General features: G+C 71.9%; 21 protein-coding genes and 1 tRNA gene. 9 read left to right on the forward strand and 13 right to left on the reverse strand.

All coding sequences use genetic code 11. The features are described from left to right. Nucleotides 1-73: 73 nt before the first annotated feature. From ACFWUZ_RS15400 to ACFWUZ_RS15410, 3 genes are all read left to right on the forward strand, one after another. Complete coding sequence (locus tag ACFWUZ_RS15400) at nucleotides 74-1,732, forward strand: alkaline phosphatase D family protein (protein WP_384372257.1); 1,659 nt, start codon at nucleotides 74-76, stop codon at nucleotides 1,730-1,732. A 344-nt stretch (nucleotides 1,733-2,076) separates the two neighbouring features. Further along, the gene (locus ACFWUZ_RS15405) at nucleotides 2,077-2,709 is read left to right on the forward strand and encodes a DedA family protein (RefSeq protein ID WP_384372259.1); all 633 of its coding nucleotides are present in this window, start codon (nucleotides 2,077-2,079) and stop codon (nucleotides 2,707-2,709) included. Nucleotides 2,710-2,993: 284 nt separating this feature from the next. Next, entirely contained in the window at nucleotides 2,994-3,512 is a 519-nt protein-coding gene (locus tag ACFWUZ_RS15410; RefSeq protein ID WP_384372261.1) for a hypothetical protein, read from the forward strand. A 130-nt stretch (nucleotides 3,513-3,642) separates the two neighbouring features. On the opposite strand, the gene ACFWUZ_RS15415 is transcribed toward ACFWUZ_RS15410, so the two are convergent. Together ACFWUZ_RS15415 and ACFWUZ_RS15420 are read right to left on the reverse strand one after the other, a co-directional pair. Further along, nucleotides 3,643-3,867: a DUF2277 domain-containing protein gene (locus ACFWUZ_RS15415; protein WP_384372263.1), complete on the reverse strand. Its 225-nt coding sequence runs from the start codon at nucleotides 3,865-3,867 to the stop codon at nucleotides 3,643-3,645. Nucleotides 3,868-3,893: 26 nt separating this feature from the next. Next, a complete protein-coding gene (locus ACFWUZ_RS15420) occupies nucleotides 3,894-4,541 on the reverse strand; it encodes a hypothetical protein (RefSeq protein WP_384372265.1) in 648 nt (215 codons plus the stop codon). A 113-nt stretch (nucleotides 4,542-4,654) separates the two neighbouring features. Between ACFWUZ_RS15420 and ACFWUZ_RS15425 the strand changes: the two genes are divergently transcribed. Then, nucleotides 4,655-4,729: a 50S ribosomal protein bL37 gene (locus ACFWUZ_RS15425; protein ID WP_100661309.1), complete on the forward strand. Its 75-nt coding sequence runs from the start codon at nucleotides 4,655-4,657 to the stop codon at nucleotides 4,727-4,729. 555 nt (nucleotides 4,730-5,284) lie between these two features. After that, nucleotides 5,285-5,974, forward strand: coding sequence for a DUF4389 domain-containing protein (locus ACFWUZ_RS15430; RefSeq protein WP_384372267.1), 690 nt, complete (start codon nucleotides 5,285-5,287; stop codon nucleotides 5,972-5,974). A gap of 66 nt (nucleotides 5,975-6,040) precedes the next feature. Here ACFWUZ_RS15430 and ACFWUZ_RS15435 read toward each other — a convergent pair. Further along, nucleotides 6,041-6,115 (reverse strand) — tRNA-Val (locus tag ACFWUZ_RS15435). A gap of 65 nt (nucleotides 6,116-6,180) precedes the next feature. On the opposite strand from ACFWUZ_RS15435, the gene ACFWUZ_RS15440 reads away from it, so the two are divergent. The 3 genes from ACFWUZ_RS15440 to ACFWUZ_RS15450 all read left to right on the forward strand — a co-directional run bounded on the left by ACFWUZ_RS15440 (nucleotide 6,181) and on the right by ACFWUZ_RS15450 (nucleotide 8,736). After that, on the forward strand, nucleotides 6,181-7,470 hold the full coding sequence (locus ACFWUZ_RS15440) for a hypothetical protein (protein WP_384372269.1): 1,290 nt from the start codon (nucleotides 6,181-6,183) through the stop codon (nucleotides 7,468-7,470). A 512-nt stretch (nucleotides 7,471-7,982) separates the two neighbouring features. Further along, complete coding sequence (locus tag ACFWUZ_RS15445) at nucleotides 7,983-8,504, forward strand: DUF4383 domain-containing protein (protein WP_384372271.1); 522 nt, start codon at nucleotides 7,983-7,985, stop codon at nucleotides 8,502-8,504. A 10-nt stretch (nucleotides 8,505-8,514) separates the two neighbouring features. Next, complete coding sequence (locus ACFWUZ_RS15450) at nucleotides 8,515-8,736, forward strand: zinc ribbon domain-containing protein (protein ID WP_384372273.1); 222 nt, start codon at nucleotides 8,515-8,517, stop codon at nucleotides 8,734-8,736. Between the two features lie 62 nt (nucleotides 8,737-8,798). Here the strand turns inward: ACFWUZ_RS15450 and ACFWUZ_RS15455 are convergent, their stop codons facing one another. From ACFWUZ_RS15455 to ACFWUZ_RS15470, 4 genes are read right to left on the reverse strand one after another with little or no spacing between them, the layout of a single operon-like run. Then, nucleotides 8,799-9,458 carry an O-methyltransferase gene (locus ACFWUZ_RS15455; RefSeq protein WP_384372275.1) on the reverse strand — a complete coding sequence of 220 codons (660 nt, stop codon included), beginning with the start codon at nucleotides 9,456-9,458 and terminating at the stop codon, nucleotides 8,799-8,801. Then, a complete protein-coding gene (locus ACFWUZ_RS15460) occupies nucleotides 9,455-10,285 on the reverse strand; it encodes an HAD family hydrolase (RefSeq protein WP_384372277.1) in 831 nt (276 codons plus the stop codon). Before ACFWUZ_RS15460 ends, ACFWUZ_RS15455 begins: the two co-directional genes overlap by 4 nt. Next, the gene (locus ACFWUZ_RS15465; protein WP_384372613.1) at nucleotides 10,282-12,798 is read right to left on the reverse strand and encodes a phosphoribosyltransferase; all 2,517 of its coding nucleotides are present in this window, start codon (nucleotides 12,796-12,798) and stop codon (nucleotides 10,282-10,284) included. The genes ACFWUZ_RS15460 and ACFWUZ_RS15465 overlap by 4 nt, the downstream gene beginning before the upstream one ends. 38 nt (nucleotides 12,799-12,836) lie before the next feature. After that, on the reverse strand, nucleotides 12,837-14,003 hold the full coding sequence (locus tag ACFWUZ_RS15470; protein ID WP_384372279.1) for an HpcH/HpaI aldolase/citrate lyase family protein: 1,167 nt from the start codon (nucleotides 14,001-14,003) through the stop codon (nucleotides 12,837-12,839). Between the two features lie 195 nt (nucleotides 14,004-14,198). Here ACFWUZ_RS15470 and ACFWUZ_RS15475 point away from each other — a divergent pair, with 195 nt between their 5' ends. Then, entirely contained in the window at nucleotides 14,199-14,981 is a 783-nt protein-coding gene (locus ACFWUZ_RS15475; RefSeq protein WP_384372281.1) for a TerD family protein, read from the forward strand. 56 nt (nucleotides 14,982-15,037) lie between these two features. Here ACFWUZ_RS15475 and ACFWUZ_RS15480 read toward each other — a convergent pair whose 3' ends face one another. From ACFWUZ_RS15480 to ACFWUZ_RS15505, 6 genes are all read right to left on the reverse strand, one after another. Beyond that, on the reverse strand, nucleotides 15,038-15,778 hold the full coding sequence (locus tag ACFWUZ_RS15480) for a Tellurium resistance (protein ID WP_384372283.1): 741 nt from the start codon (nucleotides 15,776-15,778) through the stop codon (nucleotides 15,038-15,040). A gap of 103 nt (nucleotides 15,779-15,881) precedes the next feature. Continuing rightward, the gene (locus ACFWUZ_RS15485; RefSeq protein WP_384372285.1) at nucleotides 15,882-16,997 is read right to left on the reverse strand and encodes a DUF475 domain-containing protein; all 1,116 of its coding nucleotides are present in this window, start codon (nucleotides 16,995-16,997) and stop codon (nucleotides 15,882-15,884) included. Nucleotides 16,998-17,022: 25 nt separating this feature from the next. Then, complete coding sequence (locus ACFWUZ_RS15490) at nucleotides 17,023-17,598, reverse strand: TerD family protein (protein ID WP_384372286.1); 576 nt, start codon at nucleotides 17,596-17,598, stop codon at nucleotides 17,023-17,025. A 145-nt stretch (nucleotides 17,599-17,743) separates the two neighbouring features. Then, nucleotides 17,744-18,319: a TerD family protein gene (locus ACFWUZ_RS15495; protein WP_008739115.1), complete on the reverse strand. Its 576-nt coding sequence runs from the start codon at nucleotides 18,317-18,319 to the stop codon at nucleotides 17,744-17,746. A 128-nt stretch (nucleotides 18,320-18,447) separates the two neighbouring features. Further along, nucleotides 18,448-18,906, reverse strand: a complete 459-nt coding sequence (locus ACFWUZ_RS15500; protein WP_384372289.1) for a peroxiredoxin — start codon at nucleotides 18,904-18,906, stop codon at nucleotides 18,448-18,450. Between the two features lie 130 nt (nucleotides 18,907-19,036). Beyond that, a complete protein-coding gene (locus tag ACFWUZ_RS15505; protein WP_384372291.1) occupies nucleotides 19,037-19,465 on the reverse strand; it encodes a DUF3052 domain-containing protein in 429 nt (142 codons plus the stop codon). Nucleotides 19,466-19,677 lie beyond the last annotated feature (212 nt).

Consider the following 19,677-nt stretch of genomic DNA (forward strand, 5'->3'; position numbering starts at 1 on the left):
CGCCAGGGGGAGGCGCGGCTCCCTCTCTCCGTCGTACCGTGATCGCAGGGGACACGAACGAGGGGGAGTCGCAATGGCCGGACTGCGGCTGGGGCCACTGCTGCGCTACGTCGACTGGGACACGGGCGGTTCGGCCACGATATGGGTCGAGGCGGACCGCCCGTGCACGGCCGAGGTGCGCTGCGCGGACGGGGCGGGCGGCAGTACGCGCACCTTCCAGATCGAGGGCCACCACTACGCCCTGGTACCGGTGACCGGCCTGACCCCGGGCACCACGACGGCGTACGAGGTGCTGCTCGACGGCGCCCGGGTGTGGCCGCTGCCCGACAGCGGCTTCCCGCCGAGCACGATCACCTCGCCGGCCTTGTCGGGTCCTGGGCGGCCCGCGGCCGGGCTGCGCGTCACCTTCGGCTCCTGCCGCCAGGCCGTACCGCCCCCGGGCCGGCACGGGCCGCACGGCCCGGACGCCCTCGACACCCTCGCGGCGCAGTTGGCCGCCGAGCCGGAGGCGGTGCGGCCGGACGTCCTGCTGCTGCTCGGTGACCAGGTGTACGCGGATGCGCTGTCGCAGGAGACGCGGCGGTGGCTGGCGGCCCGGCGGGACCTGCGGGAAGCGCCGGGGGCGCAGGTCGCGGACTACGAGGAGTACACGCGGCTGTACTACGAGTCCTGGCTGGACCCGGAGATCCGCTGGCTGCTGTCGACGGTGCCGAGCCTGCACATATTCGACGACCACGACCTCATCGACGACTGGAACACCAGCGCGGCATGGCTGGCGGAGATGCGGGCGACGCCGTGGTGGCGGGAGCGGGTGCTCAGCGGGCTGATGTCGTACTGGGTGTACCAGCACCTGGGCAATTTCTCGCCCGCCGAACTGGAGTCCGACGAGCTGTACGGGGCGGTGCGCGAAACCCCGGACGGTACGGATCTGCTGCGGGCCTTCGCGGCGCGGGCGGATGCCGATCCCAGCACGGTGCGCTGGAGCTACCGGCGTGACTTCGGCCGGAACCGGCTGCTGATGGTGGACACGCGGGCGGCGCGGGTCCTGGAGGAGGACGGGCGGGCGATGCTCGACCCGGCGGAGCAGGCGTGGCTCCGGGAGAACGCGCTGGCGGGGCACGGGAATTACGACCACCTGCTGATCGGTTCCTCGCTGCCGTGGCTGATGCCTCCACTGATCCACGACGCGGAGACGTGGAACGCGGCGCTGTGCCGTGGCGAGCGCGGGCCGCGCTGGGCGCGGATCGGGGAGAAGCTGCGCCGGCGCAGCGACCTGGAGCACTGGGCGGCGTTCCCGGCCTCGTTCGCGGCGCTCACGGATCTGATCGAGGAGGTGGGGACGGGGCCTCGGGCTCCGGCGACGGTGTGCGTGCTGTCGGGGGACGTGCATCACGCGTATGTCGCCGAGCCCCGAATACCGAGCACGGCCCGGGTGTTCCAGCTGACGTGCTCGCCGGTGCACAACTCCATCCATACCGCTGTGAAGTGGGGCTTCCGGCTGGGGTGGTCGCGTACGGGGCGGTGGCTGGGGCGCGGTTTCTCCCGGCACGGCCGGACGGGCCGGCCGCCGGTGAGCTGGCGGCGTACGGGCGGGCCGTGGTTCGGCAACCAGCTGATGACCCTGGCGCTGGCGGGGCGCACGGCCCGGCTCCGGCTGGACCAGGCACACAAGGAGCGGAAGCGGGCCCGGCTGGTGGCCGTCCTGGACCGGGACCTCACCGCACCGGAGTGAGCCCGCGCCCGGGCGCGGCACGGGTCGGGCGCGGCCGAAGCCTGGGCGCGGCACGGGCGCGTCGCCAGTCGGCGCCGGTCCAGCTACGGAAGGGGGCGGGAGCGGGGGGGTGGGCAAGGGGGGGGCGGGGAACGGCCGACTGAGGCGCGTGCGGCCGCTGAAAGGTGCTGGGTCGTTCCCGCGGACGTTCCTACCTGACGGACCATGCCTGCGGAACGGCCCCGGGCGTCCGGTGTGCGAACGCCGGGCGTACGCTGTGTGGCTGTCAAGCCGCTCCTGCCGCTCCCCCGCGACGTCGCGGCGCTTCGTGCCGCAGAACGTCAACCGGACTGGGGAGTCCCGCTGTGTTTGAGACGCTGGGGTCGCTGACCACGAGCCCATGGATCTACGCCCTCGTGGCGTTGTCCGTCGTGCTCGACGTCTTCCTGCCGGTGCTGCCGAGCGGGGTTCTGGTGATCACGGCAGCGGCCGCGGCGGCGGCCGCCGGGGCGGCCGGACCGGTGCCGGTGACCACGCAGGTGCCGGACATCCTCGCGCTGCTCGTGATCGCCACCACCGCCTCGGTGCTGGGTGACATGGCCGCGTACCGGCTGGGCCGCCGGGGCGGGGCCCGGCTGGACCGGGCCATCGCCCGGTCCCGGCGGCTGACCCGGGCCCACGAGCGCCTCGGCACGGCCCTGGCCCGGGGTGGCGGCGCCCTCGTGGTGATCGCCCGCTTCGCTCCGGCAGGCCGCTCCGTGGTCTCCCTGGGCGCGGGCAAGACGCACCGCAAGGTGACGGAGTTCCTGCCCTGGTCGGTCCTGGCCGGCATGGCCTGGGCGGGCTACAGCGTGGCCCTGGGCTACTTCGGCACCCAGTGGCTCGGGACGCAGTGGCTCGGCACCGCGCTGTCCCTCGTCGCGCTGTTCGCGGCGGGCGCCCTGGCCGCCTTCCTCGTACGCCGCCCGGCCCCGGCCGCCGCCACCCCGACGGCCTGACCGGACGGTCCCGCCGCCGCGCCGGACCGCCGCAGGTCCCGTACGCCGCGCCGGACCGCCCCGAGCCCCGTACGCCGCGTGGCAGCCGCAGGCGCCCGTACGCCGCCCCGTGCCGCTTCCGGGCGGGCGGGTCCCCCGGGCGGAGCAGTGCCTCACCCGTTCACCCGACCCCGATCGCCGCCGCCGGGCCCGGCTCCTAGCCTCCCTAGCACGGTGCGCAACCGAATCCGCGTCACATCCGTGCCCTGGCCGCGCCGTTTCGAGGAGCCCGAGGAGTTCTCTCCATGCCCGCCAAGACGCATGCAACGCCCCGCGCAGTGTCCCGCCGCCTGATGAAGGCCGCGGCCGCGGCCCTCGTCGCCACCGCCGCCACTCCTGTCGTCGCCACCGTCGCCCACGCCGCGCCCACCGCCTCCGTCTCGCCCAGCACCGTGGCGCCTGGCGGGCGGGTGGGCCTCAATGTCGCGGGCTGCGGCACCAAGACCGGGAGAGCTACGTCGACCGCTTTCGGCGACGTCCAGCTGATCCCCGGCAACCTGGAGGCCACCAACCTCTTCGGCAGCGCCACCGTCTACCGCGACGCCAACCCGGGCACCCACCGCGTCACCTTCGAGTGCGGCGGTGCGGGCGGCCAGCGCGTCACCGTCTCGCTGCAGGTCACCCCGGGCGCGGCGCGTGGCGGTACGGGCGGCAGCATCGGCTCGATGAGCCCGGGGCAGATCGCGGCGGGCGGCGTCCTGGTCGCGGGTGCGCTCGGCGCCGGGGTGTGGCTGCTGCGCCGCCGCGCCCACACGGCGGCCTGACGGCACACCCGCCCACCGGTAGCGACGGCCCGCCCTCGCCGCGGCCACGGCACGACAGCCGAACCGCTCGACGGGCGACCGGCGCCACCGACCGCCGCCACGTGACGGCGTGCCCGCTCGGCCGGGCCCGTCACACGGCGGCGGTCTGCCCGCGTACGTGCACTCCTTCGAGCAGCAGCCGGGTGGCCTCGGCGACCGCGTCCACGGCCTCCTCGAACACCTCGCGGTTGTGCGCGGCGGGGACCCGGAAGCCGGACACCTTGCGCACGTACTGCAGGGCGGCGGCGCGGATCTCCTCCTCGGTGGCCTTCTCGGGGATGGCGGGCGGGCGCAGGGTCTTGATGGAACGGCACATACCCCCACTATCCCGCGCCGGTCCCGTCACGGGGGCAGCTCGGCCCCGGACAGTTTCAGGATCAGCCCGGCCTGGAGGCGGGACCTCAGCACGGGGTCCGAGACCTCCTCCAGGAGGGCGATGGCCTGCTGCGTTGTCTCGGCGGCCCGCCGGTCGTCGCGGAGCGAGGCGGTCTGGTCGGCCATGTGCCGCAGCGCGGTATCGGCCCTGCGGTGGAAGAGCTGCCCGACCAGGGCCACCACCAGTCCCACGGAGCTGGTGGTGACGCCCAGGTACAGGTCTCCGCTGGTCTCGGCCTTCCACACGGCCAGCCCCACCCCGAAGAGCAGGATCGCGGCGCCGACCCCGGCGAAGCGCTGGCTGGTCGCGAAGCTGCTCCGTGCCTGGGTCAGTCCGTAGGCGTAGTACTCGACGAGGAGGGGGGTGAAGTCGTCCCTGCGGTCGCCGGTTCGGGCCGGGGTGTGCGGGATCCCGCCGACGTCGCGGAAGGTCGGGTGCGGTCCGCCGATGTCGGATGCGGGTTCGGGTTCGGGTTGTGTGCCGACCTGGGCCTGCAGCCGGGCCCGTTCCTGCGCCCGCTTCCGCTCGAAGCCGGCCCCGGAGGCCCGCTCCAGCAGCACCAGGGCCGCGACCACGGCCACGACCGCCCCACCCCACGCGAGCCACTCGCCCATGCGCCGACGATCCCACGGCCGGGCGGCGCGGCCAAGACCGCTGATGCGGGCTCCCGGCACCGAACCTAGACTGGCGAGGGCACGGCAGTTCCCGTACGAGGGAGAGGTGCACCATGGCCAAGCGAGGCAACAAGCGGCGCGCCCGCAAGAAGAAGAAGGCCAACCACGGCAAGCGCCCCAACGCCTGACCTGCCCCCTTGCACACCAGGCCACACCAGGCCCCCGGCCCCACCGGCCGGGGGCCTGTCGCCTGAAGGCGGCCGGGGCGGCTGGAGCGAGTCGTCCCGTTCGAGGCCCGGTCCGGTGAGGCTGAGGATCCGCTCGGCGAGCGCCCGCAGCCCTTCGGCATCGGCCCGGATCACGGCCTCGCCCGCGGAGACCCGCACCGTGACCCGAGGTTCGTCCATGGAGCCACGCCGGCTCCCGCCCGCCCGCGCCGCGGCGCAGCCCTCCAGGGCGTCGAAATCACCGCCCGGGGCGGGCCGTTCCCCGACCGGCGGCTGTGGCGACGGCGCATCGGCTCCGGGAGGACCCGTAGACGGCCGGGGCCGGCCGGAGCGGTACGTGCGCGAGCCGCCGGAACAGCGACGGAATCGGTTGCTCCGGGGATCCGCCGGTCATCGCCGTCGCCATCCGTCAAGTCACGTGTTCCCCTGGCACGGAATCCAGGGACATGTCCCGGTGCGTGTTCCCACCCCTAATGGAGGCACGGCTCGAACACCTTCCGAAAGGACGTGACAGCAATGCTCGCGACCCCCTCCCACCCCCTGTCCGTCGAAGCGGCCCCGGATCCGCGGCTCACCCGATGGATGTGGCTGGTGAAGTGGATACTCGCCATCCCGCACTACATCGTCCTGTTCTTCCTGCAGATCGGGTTCCTCCTGCTGAGCGTCGGCGCGTTCTTCTGCATCCTCGTCACGGGCCGCTATCCCCGGCCGCTCTTCGACTTCAACGTCGGCGTCATCCGATGGAGCACACGGGTCAACTACTACTCGTCGGCGGTGCTCGCGACCGACGCGTACCCTCCGTTCACGCTCAAGGACGTGCCCGACTACCCGGTCCGCATCGACCTCGCCTATCCCGAGCGGCTTTCCCGCGGGCTGGTCCTGGTCAAGTGGCTGCTGGTCGTCCCGCAGTTCCTGGTGATCACGATGCTGGTCACCAGCGGCTGGAGCACCTTCCGGTACGTGGAGGACTGGAGCCCGTTCTCCTCCGGGCTCATCGGCCTGCTCTCGCTCGTCGCGGTGGTGATCCTGGCGTCCACGGGGAATTACCCGCGCGGCCTGTTCGACCTTCTGATGGGCCTGATGCGCTGGGGGCTGCGGGTGGTCGTCTACGCATTCCTGATGACGGACAAGTACCCGCCGTTCCGCCTGGACATGGGCGGCACCGAGCCCCCGGCACGAGCACCCCGGCCGGCGACCGCCACCTGAGCCCCCCGATGCCCACCCCGCAGCATGCAAAAGGCCCCCGCCATGATCGGCGGGGGGCCTTCGTGCTGGTGGGCGTGGACGGTTTCGAACCGCCGACATCTGCTTTGTAAGAGCAGCGCTCTACCCCTGAGCTACACACCCGTGGATGAGTGGACAGCCTACATGGCGGGCCTACCCCCCACGCAAACCCGTACCTGTGGGGGAGAATGGGAGCGGGGCATGGGCGGACGACGGGGTACGGGAGAGGGATTGTGACGACGGCATCCCGGCGGTGGTTCGGTGGGCGGGACGAGAGTCGGCGGGCCGACGCGCAGGCGGCGAAGGATGCCGCCGCCGCCGCGTTCTACGAGCTGGACACCGCGCAGCGGGATCTGCGGATCTCGGTCGAGACCATCGCGGCCGCCGACGGCTCGCCCGCCGGGCGGCAGGCGGGCGAGCGGTTCGCCGCGCTCGGGCAGCGCATCGACGAGGTCAGTCACGTGTACATCGAGGCGGTGGACGCGCACGATCTGGACCGGCCCGAGCTGGAGGCCTCGGTCGCGGCGCGGGCCATGCAGGAGCTGACCCGGGCGCGGGACGAACTGGTACGGGTCAAGGCGGAGCTGGACCGGTTCGCGCAGGGGTTGCAGCCGCTGCTGGACAAGGCGGAGACGCAGCTCGCGCGGGTGGCTCCGGCGCGGGAGCGGGCCAGGGCTGCGCTGCTGGCCGCGAGTGACGCGCTGGACGCGGCGCGGGCGCAGGGGATGCGGGCCGATGACCTGGCCGCGCGGCTGGCCGCGCTGGGGCCCGAGCTGACGCTGCTCAATCAGGGGGCCGCGCTCCACGGCGTGCAGGCGACGGTGCAGCGGGCCGACCGGATCCTGCGGGACGCGGAGGCGATACGGGCGGAGGTCGCGCGGCTGCCGGAGCGTGCCGCGGAGATCGACCGGCGGCTGGTGAGCCTGCGGACGCGGGCACAGGCGCTGCGCAACCGGGCGGAGCGGGTGGATCCGGTCCTGAGCGAGCTGCGCCGGCGGTTCAGTGCGGCCTGCTGGCAGGACCTCCAGCAGGTTCCGGACGGGGCTGTACGGGATGTCGCGCGGGCCGAGGAGCAGCTGCGGGAGGCGGCCCGGGCGCGGGAGGAGCAGCGCTGGGCCGACGTGGGGGCGCTGATCGAGGCGGTCCGGGCTTCGCTGGGCGCCACGGACGAGGCGGTGTCGGCGGCGCAGGACCGGCTGACGCGGCTGGAGGCGGTGGCGCGGGATCCGCAGGCGGAGGTGGACCGGACCAGGTTCGCGATCCGGGATGCGCAGCGGCTGGCGATGGCGGGCCGCAGCGTGCCCGACCCCCGGCACGCGGGTCCGCTGGACGCGGCGGTGGCGCGGGTGGGCCGGGCCCTGGCCGCGCTGGAGGGGCGGCACCCGGACTACTGGGCCTTCCTCCAGGAGATGGAGGACGTACGGGGCGCGGTGAACCGGGTGGTCTCCGAGATCCGGGACCAGCTCGGGCACGCCTGAGCCGAACAGCACCGGGAGGGCACCGCGGACCGGCACCCCGGGCGGCAGCGCAGACCGGCACCCCGGGCGGCACCGCGGACGCCCCGCGGACCGGCACGGCTGACGGCACGCTGACCCGCACCGCGGACGGCACCGCGGACCGGCCCCGCCGACGGCTCCGCTGACGGGACGGGCTGACCGACTTGTCCCGGATGCGGGGGCGGCGGATGCTGGAAGGTGCCTGAACGGCAAAAGGCGCCCGGGAGGTGCCTGCAGGATGTCTGCAAGGTGCCTTGAACGGAGCAGAGGAGGGCGGTATGGCTGCCCACACTTTCCACTGGTCTCGCTCCTCCCACAGGTCTCGTGCGTCCCGCGCCCGCCAGGCACCCCCTGTCCCTGTGCGGCGGGAGTCCTACGCACCTCATGCGCTCTACGGATGCCATGAGCCCCATGAGCACTACGCGCCGTACGTGGCCCACGAGCCCTATGCGACCCATGCACCGCAGGCCTCCCACGGGCTGGTGCGACGCCTCATGCGTCCTGTCAACGCCCGGCTCGACGAGCACCTGCCCGCCGATCACAAGCTGAGCGTGGTCTACCGGGTCGGCGCCGGCCTGACCGGGCTGCTGCTGGTCCTCTTCGGCATCCTGGGCCTGATCGACCGGATCGGGTTCTTCGACACCGGCGGGGACACGGTCCTGACGCTGAACACGAACGGGGCGCTGAGCGTCCTGTCGATCGGGGTCGGTCTGCTGCTCTGCTACGGGATGGTCGTGGGCGGGACCTTCGCCTCGACCCTGAACATCGTGCTGGGTCTGCTGTTCATCGCGAGCGGGTTCGTGAATCTTGCCCTGCTGGACACCAGCCTGAACTTCCTGGCGTTCAGGATCCAGAACGTGCTGTTCAGTTTCGTCGTCGGCGTGATGCTGATGTGGTTCGGCATGTACGGGCGGGTGGGCAGTGCCCTGCCGCACGACAATCCGTACTGGCGTGCCCGGCACCCGGACCGGGCGGCTCGGGAGCAACGCGCCCGCACGGCCGGGAGAACGTTCTAGTCTTGGCCGCATGCCTCGATACGAATACCGCTGCCGGACCTGCGACGACACCTTTGAGGTCAGCCGTCCGATGGCCGAGTCCTCCGCGCCCGCCGACTGCCCCGCGGGCCACGCCGACACCGTGAAGCTGCTGTCGGCGGTCGCCGTCGGCGGGAGCAGCAGCGCGCCCGCCGCGCCCGCCATGGGCGGCGGTGGCGGGGGCGGCTGCTGCGGCGGGGGCGGCTGCGGCTGAACCGCGGGCCGTCGGCACCGGTTCGCCCGCCGTGCCGGCGGCCGCCGGCACCTCCGCCGGCGCTAGCGCTTGCGCGACAGGGTGAGGCCGTCCGAGATCGCCAGCAGGACGGAGTCCATGCGGGGGTCCGCCGCGACGTGTTCGTTGAAGGCGCGGACCCCCGCCGCCGAGCCGGTGGCCGACTCGTCGAGGACCGTGCCGTGGTACAGGGTGTTGTCCGTGACGATCAGGCCGCCGGGGCGCAGCCTGGGCACGAGCTCTTCCCAGTAGGCGATCTGGCTCTCCTTGTCGGCGTCCAGGTAGGCCAGGTCGACGTGCGGTTCGGCGGGCATGGCGCGGAGGGTCTGCAGGGCCGGGGCGATGCGCAGGTCGATGCGGTCCGCGACGCCGGCGGCCTCCCAGGCCTCGCGCCCGTACGCCGTCCACTCCTCGGACACGTCGCAGGCGATGAGGCGGCCGTCGGCCGGTAGGGCCTGGGCCATGGACAGGGTGGAGAAGCCGGTGAAGGTGCCGACCTCGACGATGTGGCGTGCCCCGGTCAGCCGGACCAGGAAGGCCAGCAGCGGGCCCTGCTCCTCCGCGGACTGCATGCCGGCGACGTCCGGGAACTTCTCGTAGGTCGTCGCGACCAGCCGCCGCTGGACAACGTCCAGCGGGGGGTTGTGGTCGAGCATGTACTGGTACAGCTCGTCGGTGATCTTGGTGCTGTTGCCCTTGGTCATGCGCCCAGTGTGCCGAGCCTCGCGGCTTCCGTGGTGAATGCCCGGACGATTTCCTCGCCCGCGAGGACACCCGCCGTCCGCAGGGCGGTGACCGTGGGGGCCGTCCACTGCGCGTCGGCCAGCTCGCCGTGGCCGGGGCGCCATCCGGCGTCGGCCGCGAGCAGCAGGTCGGCGTCGAGGAGGGAGTCGCCGGCGGCGAGGCTCGTGGTGGCGCCCGTGCGGCGGGCCACCTCGTGCATGGCCGCGCTCTTGGTGAGGGGGCGCGGGACCGCGTAGATCTTGCGGCCCTGGAGGGAGACGGCCCAGCCGCGGGCCTCGCACCAGCTCGCGAAGGCCTTGAGCCATTCGTCGGGGACGAGGACGCGTTCGACCACCAGGTAGGCGAAGAGGTCCTCGGCGAGGCGGGCCTTGCGCAGCCAGGCCGGATCGGCCGTCGCCAGCAGGTGGGCGTGGACCTCCTCCAGCGGGGCGCACTCCTCGGCGAGGCGGGCGGCGACCTGCCGCCGCCAGTCCCGGTCCGGGACGCCGTCGACCAGCAGCTGGCCGCCGTTGGCGCAGATCGCGTACCGGGCGGGGCGTCCGGGGAAGCGGATGCGCTGGTACTGCTTGCGGGTCCGTGTCGTCGTCGGGACGAAGACCACCGACGGGTCGGCCGTCAGTTCCGCCAGCAGGCCGGCCGCCGTCTCGGTCATGTAGGACAGCGGCTTGCTCTCGTGGACCTCGACGCACAGCAGCCGCGGGGCCACCGGGTCGGGCATGGTCAGGCCGAGGGCGGCCGCCGAGTAGATGAGCGTGCGGTCGAGGTCACTGGCTATCAGGACGGTCACTTCGAGGCCACAGCCTTTCCGTCGGCGCCGGTGGCGCCGCGCGTGTATCGCGGGTGGATGAGTCCGACGCAGGTGTACGGCAGTCCGTCGACCTCTTCCACGGGGACCCCGCGCTGGTCGGCGAGCAGGCGTACGTGGTCCAGGTCGGCCCCGGCGCCCCGCTGGGCGAGGATCTTCCACGGGACCCGGCGCAGCAGGACCCGGGTGGTCTCGCCGACGCCGGGCTTGACCAGGTTGACGTCGTGGATGCCGTACTCCTCGCTGATGCGCTCCACCGCCGCCCAGCCCTCCCAGGTGGGGGTGCGGTCGGCCGCCAGCAGTTCCTTGACCTCGTCGTCGACCGCTTCGGCCACGTCGTCGAAGTGGGCGGCGACGGTGGCGACGAAGTCGGCGGAGACGTCGGCCCCGGCCAGCTCGCGGTAGAACTTCGCGCCGTGGAAGTCGGCGGGTCCGACGAGGTCGGACCTGAGAACCGTACGCGAGATGAGTCCGGAGACGGTGGAGTTGAGGCAGGCCGAAGGGATGAGGAAGTCTTCGCGGGTGCCGTAGGTCGATACGCAGGAGCCGGGGTCGGCGAGCACGACGATCTCCGGGTCGAAACCGGGGAACTCGCCGAGCGCGGCCTTCAGCTCGCGGGTGATGGCGCCCTTTCCGGTCCAGCCGTCGACGAAGACGATGTCGGCCGGGTCGTGGTGGGCGGCCAGCCAGCGCAGGGCGTTGGCGTCGATGCCGCGGCCGCGCACGATGGAGACGGCGTAGTGCGGGAGGTCGAGGCCGTGCCGTGCGTGGGCCCAGCGGCGCATGAGCACGCCGACGGGGGTTCCGGCGCGGGCCAGCGAGACCAGGACGGGCGACGGGGACCGTTCGGCCAGGACGGTCTCGGTGACCGTGCCGACGGCCCTGGCGATGCGGGCGGCGGAGGCGGACAGGGCGCTGCGGTAGAGCTCCTGGTACTGCGGGGACGGCTGGTACTCGACGGGGAGCGATTCGGCGTAGTGGGCGCCGCCCGCCTGGATGGCCTCCTCGCGTTCCTCGGTGGGGGCCTCCAGCTCGACGTCGGAGAAGTCCTGGAGCAGCCAGCCGACGTCCTCGGGGGCGTACGAGGAGAAGGCGGGGCCGCGCAGGGGCTCGGTCATGATCGGCTCCCGCCGGTCGGGTACGCCGGGGGCGCCGGGTACGTAGGAAGGGACGACGGCCAGCAGGACCCGGCCGGTGTGCGGGGCGAGGGCCGCGAGCAGTCCGGCGTGCAGCTCGGGGGTGTCGCCGGCCGAGTCGACGACGGCGACGACGGTGTCGAACCCGGCGCCCGCGACGTTGTAGGCGTACCGGTCACCGGGGCCGTCGGCCGGCGCGTCGTGGGCGGGGAAGACGAGGCGGCTGCGGATGGCGTAGCCGGGGTCGTCGACGGCGAGCACCGGCGAGCGGGTCGTGGTGGAGAAGCGGACCTCGCGGGCCGCCCCGGACTCCTCCAGGGCCTTCGCGAGGCGCAGCGGCGCGTACATCAGCTCTTCGTTGCCGAGTACGAGGACCCGTCCGGGTCCGGCTCCGAGCGCGTCCGCGAGCCGGGCGGCCATCGCGGGCAGGGCCGCCTCCAGGGTGGCCCGGTGGGCGGGGGCGAAGCCGTGCCGGGCGCCGTCGGGGAGCCCGGCGGGCCAGTCCAGGGCGACGCGGGTGACCGGCGCCGGGCCGTCCGCCGGGGCCCCGTCCCGCGACTCGGGCGCCGGGCGGCTCTCGGGCCGCCCCTGCCCGCCTCCGGAAGCCCGGCCTGCCGTGCCGGGGCCGTCCCCGGCGGCTGGTTCGTGCGCCTCGACCAGGGCCTGACCCTTGGCCAGGACACCCTCGGGAAGGTGGACGGTGCCGGAGGCCAGGGCGACCAGGTCGACCCGTGCGCCGATCTCGGCGGCGAAGGCGGTGAGCCGGTCGCGGTCGGCCCCGGAGCGCATGTCGACGAGGGCGACGACCACGTAGTGCGCACGGGGGTGGCGGCCGTGCAGGTCGCGGATGGTGTTCAGGACGGTGCTGCCGGTGGAGAACTCGTCGTCGACGAGGACCAGCGGCCCGCTGCCCGCGAGGAGCGCGGGGTCCTCCGGCAGCAGCAGGTGCGAGGTGGCGTGGGAGTGCGCCTCCTCGAAGCCGCCCGCGGGCCGCAGGCCCGGCACGGGCCGGCGGGTGGAGTGCAGGTAGGGGGCGTGGCCCAGGCCGTCGGCCACGCAGTGGCCGAGCCCGGTGGCGGTCTCGGCGTAGCCGAGGACCACCGCGCGGGCGGCGGCCTCGTCGCCGAGGAGCGCGCGGACGCGTTCGCCGAGCCCGTACCCGGCCGCGTACACGGTCCGCGGGGACTGCGGGACGTGCTTGCCCAGCACCTGCGAGACGAGCAGGTGCGCCCGCTTGGGGTTGCGCCGCAGGGCCAGCCCGAGCAGGTCCGCGAGGGGCGGTGAGCCCGGCTCGGCGGCCTCCTCCAGGCGCACGCCCAGCCGGTCCGCGACCCAGGTTCCCGACCACACTGCTTCGATCGTCTTGCCTTTCCTCGTCTGTTTCGTCAACGGCCCGCTCAGACCTGCAGCCCGGCCGTCAGGAGGTCGACGAAGCCGACCTCCTCCTTCGCCACACCGAAGACCTCGGCGCGCAGCATGGTGCGCTCGGCCCAGGCCCGGTGGGGCTTCACCTCGTTCATTTTGTTCGTATAAACGGAACGCATCACCCCGCCACCGCCGCTCTCGGGGCGCAGGATGTCCTGGGCGTCGCTGAACTCCTCGTGGGAGACCACCGACAGGGCGTGCACGGGGGTGACGTGCGCGGGGTGGATGCAGGTTTTTCCGATCAGTCCGTTGGCCCGGTCGAGTTCGATCTCGCGCAGGAGTCCGTCGAGGTCGTGCTCGATCAGCGCGGTGCGCAGTTCCTCCACGCCCTCCTCCAGGAAGGGGCTGCGGCGCAGCTGGGGCTTGAAGAGGCGCTGCTGGCTGCGGAAGTACTCCCACACCGGGCCGGTGATGGTGAAGCCGGTGCCGTCGGCGCGGCTGAGGACGTTGACGACGTCCGCGATCACGCCGGCCACGATCTGGACGTCGTAGGCGGTCATGTCGGGGGTGCGCCGCAGGCCGTAGGCGGAGCAGAAGTCGGTCACGCCGAGCCGCAGGGCCAGGACCCGCTCCCGGTGGGCGTTGACGGTGCGGGAGATGCCCGCAAGGGCTTCGACGCGGGTTTCGAGGTGGAGCAGCTCGGGGGTCTCCAGGACCGGCATGGCATACAGGCGGGCCGTCCCGGCGGCGGCCTCCGCCTGGGCCACGGCGTCGAGGAAGGCGGTACCGCGACTCTCCGTGAACTTGGGGAGTACGAATCCGGCCAGTCGTCCCGCGGAGCCCTTGAGGCGGCGCACCAGGTCGGGTATCTGCTCGGGCGTGCGGACCCGGATGAAGAGCAGGGGGAGCTCCGCGGGGTCCGCGTCGAGCTCGGCGAACTGCCGGACGAGGTTCTCCTCGGCTCCGGCCACGTCGCCGTCACTGATGGAATCCTCCAGGCAGAGGACCATGGAGACGACTCCGCGGCCCGCCTGCTTGCGGATGTCCGCGGCGAGCCGGGGGCGGGTGGCGGGGCTGTAGAGCGTGGCGCCCAGCGCGGCTGCGAGGACCCGGGCGGGCGAGGCGGCCGTGAACTCGGCCGGTTCCTGGTGGAAGAGGTCCTTACGGACCGTGGGCGATATGTGCCCGAAGTGACGCATGTGCTTCCCCCGTACTGCCTCGGCGGCCCAACTGGCATGGCCGGTAATAGTACGTACGAACGTGAGTCAAGAGTTCCTCGAGCACATGAAGTTCAGGTAACCCTCTTGCACCATGCCCAGGTCTGCGCATTCGATACAAGGCCCTACGGGGGGCCGCATTGTCCCGCTCCACCCCGGGAGGGCAGGATGACGGGCATGACGCACGCGATGCAGAAGGGCTCGAACATCCCGGTGACCGCCGTGGCGGTCCGGGCGGTGCTGCGCTGGACCGACGGCCCCGACGTACCGGACGTGGACGCCTCCGCGCTCCTGGTGGGCCCGGACGGCCGCGTGGGGTCCGACGAGGACTTCGTCTTCTACAACCAGCCCCGCCACCCCTCGGGGGCCGTGTGGCGCCTGGGCAAGAAGCAGCTCGGCGACGGGATCACCGACGCCGTCCAGGCCGACCTGCGCGCCGTGCCCCGGGCGGTGGACCGGATCCTCGTGGTCGCCTCCGCCGAGGACGTCCCCTTCGAGCGGGTGCGCGACCTGCGGATCCTGCTCTACGACGCCACCGCGACCGGCGCCTGCGAACCGCTGGCCTACTTCGACGTACGGCCCGAGACCGGCGCGGAGACGGCGCTGATCTGCGGGGAGATGTACCGCCGGGGCGAGGGGTGGAAGTTCCGCGCGCTGGGCGAGGGCTACTCCAACGGTCTGGTCGGGCTGGCGACCGACCACGGGATCTCCGTCGACGAGAACGCCCCGGACGGCGACGGCGCACAGGGCACGAGCCCGGCGGCCGGGCCCACCGCCGAGCAGACGGCCGCAATGGCCCCGCCGGTCCCCCGGAACCCGGCGCCGCCCACCCAGGCCCCGCCGGCCGAACAGCCCGCGTACGGCTACCCGCAGCCGGTCTCCCCGGCCCCGGTGCCCGGCCCAGGCGGCGACCCGTCCTTCCGGCTGCCCGTGCAGGGCCCCCAGTTCATCCGCCGCTGAGCCCCGGCCGCCCGCCCGCACCGCCCGCACCACCGCCGGCCGGGCGGCGGCCCCCCTCAGGCCTTGGTGCTCTTGTAGCCCCGCCCCCACTGGAGTCCCCAGCCGTACAGCCGGTCCAGCTCGGCCTGGAACCCGTACACGAACTTCACCTCGCGCCGCACGACGAGCTCGCCCTTGACCTTCTCCAGGGAGACCACGGCGCAGGAGCGGGCCTGCGGCTGCCGCTCGTCCAGCGGGATCTCGATCCGCGGCCCGGTGACCGGGTAGAGGGTCACCATGGCGTGCGTCCGGTCGAAGGCCGGGGTCTGGTCGTAGATGTAGACGAAGACCAGCAGCCGCCTGATCTCGTCCGCGTGGTCGAGATTGACGTACAGGGTCTCCCCGGACGCCGAGCCGAACCGGTCGTCCCCGCTGAGCTTGACGTACGGCGGGTCGTTCAGGTCCCCCAGCAGGTTCCCCAGCGGCTGCACGGCGCCCCGGCTGCCGTCGGTCAGCTCGTACAGGCAGCCCATGTCGAGGTCGACGTTGACCATGCCCTGGGTGTGCGCCTGCACCATCTCGGGCTTGAACAGCTTGAACGGGTGCCGGAAGAGCTGGCCGCTCTGGCCGGAGCGGCCGCTGATGTCCGAGGTGCGCATCCGCCAGGACAGGTTCACGCGCAGATTGCCGTGGACCGCCCCCTGTTTGGTGAGCGACACCGTCGGATGTCGTTTGGTCAGCTCGATCGCGTTCGACGAGGCGCTGCCCGACTGGAACTGCACGGCACGGCTGCCCAGGATGCCGTCGAAGAAGCCCATCCCCTACCCCCCTGATGCGTACGTACGGAAGCGGGGCGGCCCGCCGGGTCCGTGGACCCCGTCGGCCGCCCCGCAGATGGAGCGTTCCGCATTACCGCCGCGGTCATGCCTCGGCGGCGGCACCCTCCGCTTCCAGGCGCTTGTTGCGGCGCACCGAGGACCAGAAGGACCAGCCGATCAGGACGACGCCCACGAGGCCGGTGATGAACTCGTTGATCTCGTACTGGATGGTGACGAGCAGGATCACGGCGAGCGCGCCGATGGCGTAGTGCGCGCCGTGCTCCAGGTAGACGTAGTCGTCGAGGGTGCCCTGGCGGACCAGGTAGACCGTCAGCGACCGGACGTACATGGCACCGATGCCGAGGCCCAGGGCCATGAGCACGATGTCGTTGGTGATGGCGAAGGCGCCGATGACCCCGTCGAAGGAGAACGAGGCGTCGAGGACTTCGAGGTAGAGGAACATGAAGAACGCGGCCTTGCCGGCCATGGCGACGGCCGAGACGGGCTTGCCCGTCCGCTTCGACTCCTCCTCGGCCTCGTGCTCGGCCTCCTCCTCTTCCTCGAGCTTGTTCTCGAAGTAGCCGGAGAGGCCGCCCACGACCATGTAGGTGATCAGGCCGAGGACACCGGAGATCAGGACGGTCTGCGCCTTGTCCACGTGCATGCCGCCGTGCTGGTGGGCGTTGGCGGCGAAGGTCATCGAGGTGACGGCCAGAATGATCAGCGCGACGCACGCGGACAGCATGTCGATCTTGCCGAGCTTCGCGAGCGGACGCTCGAGCCAGGCGAGCCACTTGATGTCACGGTCCTCGAAGATGAAGTCGAGGAAGATCATCAGGAGGAACATGCCGCCGAAGGCGGCGATGGACGGGTGGGCGTCCGTGACGAGCTGCTGGTACATGTCCTTGTCGGAGAGTGCCAGGTCCACCGCCTCGATGGGCCCGATCTTGGCACTGATGGCGACGATCACGACAGGGAAGACCAGTCGCATGCCGAACACCGCGACAAGGATGCCGATGGTAAGGAAGATCTTCTGCCAGAAGGCATTCATCTTCTTCAGGATCCCGGCGTTGACCACCGCGTTGTCGAAAGACAGCGAGATCTCGAGGACCGACAGGATCGCCACGATCCCGAAGGCGGCCCACCCCCCGTAGAACACCGCTGCGACCAGACCGAGCGCAGTGACTGCGAACGACCAGCCGAAGGTTTTGAGAACCACTGGCACCCCATCGTCTTGTACCGCTTTACGAAACGTTGACCCCGAAGTCTAGAGCGATGCCCCGGAGGCCCGACGCGTACCCCTGCCCCACCGCCCGGAACTTCCATTCGCCCCCGTAGCGGTAGACCTCGCCGAAGATCATCGCGGTCTCGCTGGAGGCGTCTTCGGAGAGGTCGTAGCGGGCCAGTTCCTGGCCGTCCGCCTGGTTCACCACGCGGATGAAGGCGTTGCTGACCTGGCCGAAGCTCTGGCGGCGGCTGTCCGCCTCGTGGATCGAGACCGGGAAGACGATCTTGTCCACGCGCTCGGGCACCTTGGTGAGGTCGATGACGATCGACTCGTCGTCGCCGTCACCCTCGCCCGTGAGGTTGTCCCCCGTGTGCTCCACGGAGCCCTCGGGGCTCTTCAGGTTGTTGTAGAAGACGAAGTACTCGTCCCCGAGCACGCGGCCGCTGTTGCACAGCAGCGCGCTGGCGTCGAGGTCGAAGTCGGCTCCCGTGGTCGAGCGCGCGTCCCATCCGAGGCCGATCAGAACCCGGGTGAGGTTCGGTGCGGCCTTGGACAGGGAGACATTGCCCCCCTTGGCGAGTGTGACGCCCATGATGTGGTCCTCCCCGGACGACGGTGTGACGGGAACGGCGGGAACAGCTGGAACGGATGGAACAGGCGGAGCAGGTGCGGCGGGTGAAGCGGGTCCGGCGCCGTACACACAGTGCACGGCGCCGGACGGGTGAACTGCTCTCGGCTCAGACGTTGACGCCGAAGTCCTGCGCGATGCCGCGCAGGCCGGAGGCGTAGCCCTGGCCGATGGCGCGGAACTTCCACTCCGCGCCGTTGCGGTAGAGCTCGCCGAAGACCATGGCGGTCTCCGTCGAGGCGTCCTCGGAGAGGTCGTAGCGGGCGAGCTCGGTGTTGTCGGCCTGGTTCACGACGCGGATGTACGCGTTGCGGACCTGGCCGAAGCTCTGCTGGCGGCTCTCGGCCTCGTAGATCGAGACCGGGAAGACGATCTTGGCGACATCGGCCGGGACGCCGGCGAGGTTCACCTTGATCGCCTCGTCGTCGCCCTCGCCCTCACCGGTGGTGTTGTCGCCGGTGTGCTCGACGGAGCCGTCGGGGCTCTTCAGGTTGTTGAAGAACACGAAGTTCGCGTCGCTGGCGACCTTGCCCTGGTCGTTGGTCAGGATCGCGCTGGCATCGAGGTCGAAGTCGACACCGGTGGTGGTGCGAGCGTCCCAGCCGAGACCGACGATGACCGCCGTCAGGTTAGGCGCGGCCTTGGTCAGCGAGACGTTGCCGCCCTTGCTGAGGCTGACTCCCACGGGTCCTCCATTGGGTTCATGTGTGGGGCGGAGCCCCGTCGTGCGGTTGCTACCGGATCAACGTTCCGATCCTAGTGACGGGTTCCCGCCCTGCTGGCGGTTTTCGCACGGAACCGTGCGGGGGCCCCTCAGAGGCTGTCGAGGGCCTTGATGTACTCGTTCAGGTCACGTGCGTCGGGCAGTCCGTTGACGACAGTCCACCGCACCACGCCGTCCTTGTCGATGATGAAGGTGCCGCGGACCGCGCAGCCCTTGTCCTCGTCGAAGACGCCGTAGGCGCGCGAGGTCTCCCCGTGCGGCCAGAAGTCCGACAGCAGCGGGTACTCCAGGCCCTCCTGCTCGCCGAAGACGCGCAGGGTCGGCACGGAGTCGTTGGAGACCGCGAGGAGCTGGACGTCGGCGTTCTGGAAGCGCGGCAGCTGGTCGCGCAGCTCGCACAACTCGCCCGTGCAGACGCCGGTGAAGGCGAACGGGTAGAAGAGCAGCACGACGGCCTTCTCCCCCCGGAAGTCGGAGAGCCGCACGGTGGCACCGTGGTTGTCCTTCAGCTCGAAGTCCGGGGCCTTGCTGCCGACCTCGATCGCCATCTCTCGCTTCCCTTCGTTTCCTGCATCACTGCGTTGGGCTGTTCGGGTGGGACCACCCTAGACGCGTACACCCCGCCGACCGGGGTCGACGGGGTGCGTTCTACGGGTCCGCTCGGCTGCGGGGCGCGGCTCAGCGCTTGGACTTGACGGCTGTCTTGGGCGTCACCAGCTTGGTGGCGGCCCACTCCTTGCCGACGGGGGCGCCCTTGGCCAGCGAGAGACCGGCGGTCTCCGCGGCTTCCTTGATGTCGCTGGCCTCGACGTAGCCGGGGCGGCCCGTCTTGGGGGTCAGCAGCAGGATCAGTGCGCCGTCCTCGATCAGCTCGGTGGCATCGACCAGTGCGTCCGCCAGATCGCCGTCGTCCTCCCGGAACCACAGCAGCACGGCGTCGGCGACGTCGTCGTAGTCCTCGTCGACGAGGTCGCCGACGAGCTCATCAACGACATCACGGAATTCCTGATCGACGTCGTCGTCGTAGCCGATCTCCTGGACCACCTGTTCGGACTGGAAACCCAGCCGGGCGGCCAGGTTCTCCGCGTGGTCCGCGGTCGCGCTCACGGGGTGCCTCCTGCTCATGTTCGGTGAATGTCTTGGGCGGCGCGCGTACGCGCAGCATTGGACGTAGTCCACACGGGCGCGGCGGATCGCGCAAGTACCCGGCCGCCGAGACCGTCGAAACGGTGACGATTGCGGCCGTCTCGCCGCAACTTTCAGCCTCCCCGTCCACGTCCCTGGTGATTCATCCCACAGCATTCCAGCTCATTCGGCAC

Origin of the sequence: Streptomyces sp. NPDC058646, assembly GCF_042716875.1 — a bacterium.
Lineage (GTDB): Bacteria > Actinomycetota > Actinomycetes > Streptomycetales > Streptomycetaceae > Streptomyces.

Bases quoted from the DNA above. Each gene is read 5' to 3' on its own strand.
- ACFWUZ_RS15475 (WP_384372281.1), top strand. From the start codon at position 14,199: ATGACGCACGCGATGCAGAAGGGCTCGAACATCCCGGTGACCGCCGTG.
- ACFWUZ_RS15400 (WP_384372257.1), top strand. From the start codon at position 74: ATGGCCGGACTGCGGCTGGGGCCACTGCTGCGCTACGTCGACTGGGAC.
- ACFWUZ_RS15470 (WP_384372279.1), bottom strand. From the start codon at position 14,003: ATGCGTCACTTCGGGCACATATCGCCCACGGTCCGTAAGGACCTCTTC.
- ACFWUZ_RS15455 (WP_384372275.1), bottom strand. From the start codon at position 9,458: ATGACCAAGGGCAACAGCACCAAGATCACCGACGAGCTGTACCAGTAC.
- ACFWUZ_RS15430 (WP_384372267.1), top strand. From the start codon at position 5,285: ATGCTCGCGACCCCCTCCCACCCCCTGTCCGTCGAAGCGGCCCCGGAT.
- ACFWUZ_RS15415 (WP_384372263.1), bottom strand. From the start codon at position 3,867: ATGTGCCGTTCCATCAAGACCCTGCGCCCGCCCGCCATCCCCGAGAAG.
- ACFWUZ_RS15500 (WP_384372289.1), bottom strand. From the start codon at position 18,906: ATGGCGATCGAGGTCGGCAGCAAGGCCCCGGACTTCGAGCTGAAGGAC.
- ACFWUZ_RS15450 (WP_384372273.1), top strand. From the start codon at position 8,515: ATGCCTCGATACGAATACCGCTGCCGGACCTGCGACGACACCTTTGAG.
- ACFWUZ_RS15445 (WP_384372271.1), top strand. From the start codon at position 7,983: ATGCGTCCTGTCAACGCCCGGCTCGACGAGCACCTGCCCGCCGATCAC.
- ACFWUZ_RS15490 (WP_384372286.1), bottom strand. From the start codon at position 17,598: ATGGGCGTCACACTCGCCAAGGGGGGCAATGTCTCCCTGTCCAAGGCC.
- ACFWUZ_RS15420 (WP_384372265.1), bottom strand. From the start codon at position 4,541: ATGGGCGAGTGGCTCGCGTGGGGTGGGGCGGTCGTGGCCGTGGTCGCG.
- ACFWUZ_RS15410 (WP_384372261.1), top strand. From the start codon at position 2,994: ATGCCCGCCAAGACGCATGCAACGCCCCGCGCAGTGTCCCGCCGCCTG.
- ACFWUZ_RS15480 (WP_384372283.1), bottom strand. From the start codon at position 15,778: ATGGGCTTCTTCGACGGCATCCTGGGCAGCCGTGCCGTGCAGTTCCAG.
- ACFWUZ_RS15440 (WP_384372269.1), top strand. From the start codon at position 6,181: ATGGGAGCGGGGCATGGGCGGACGACGGGGTACGGGAGAGGGATTGTG.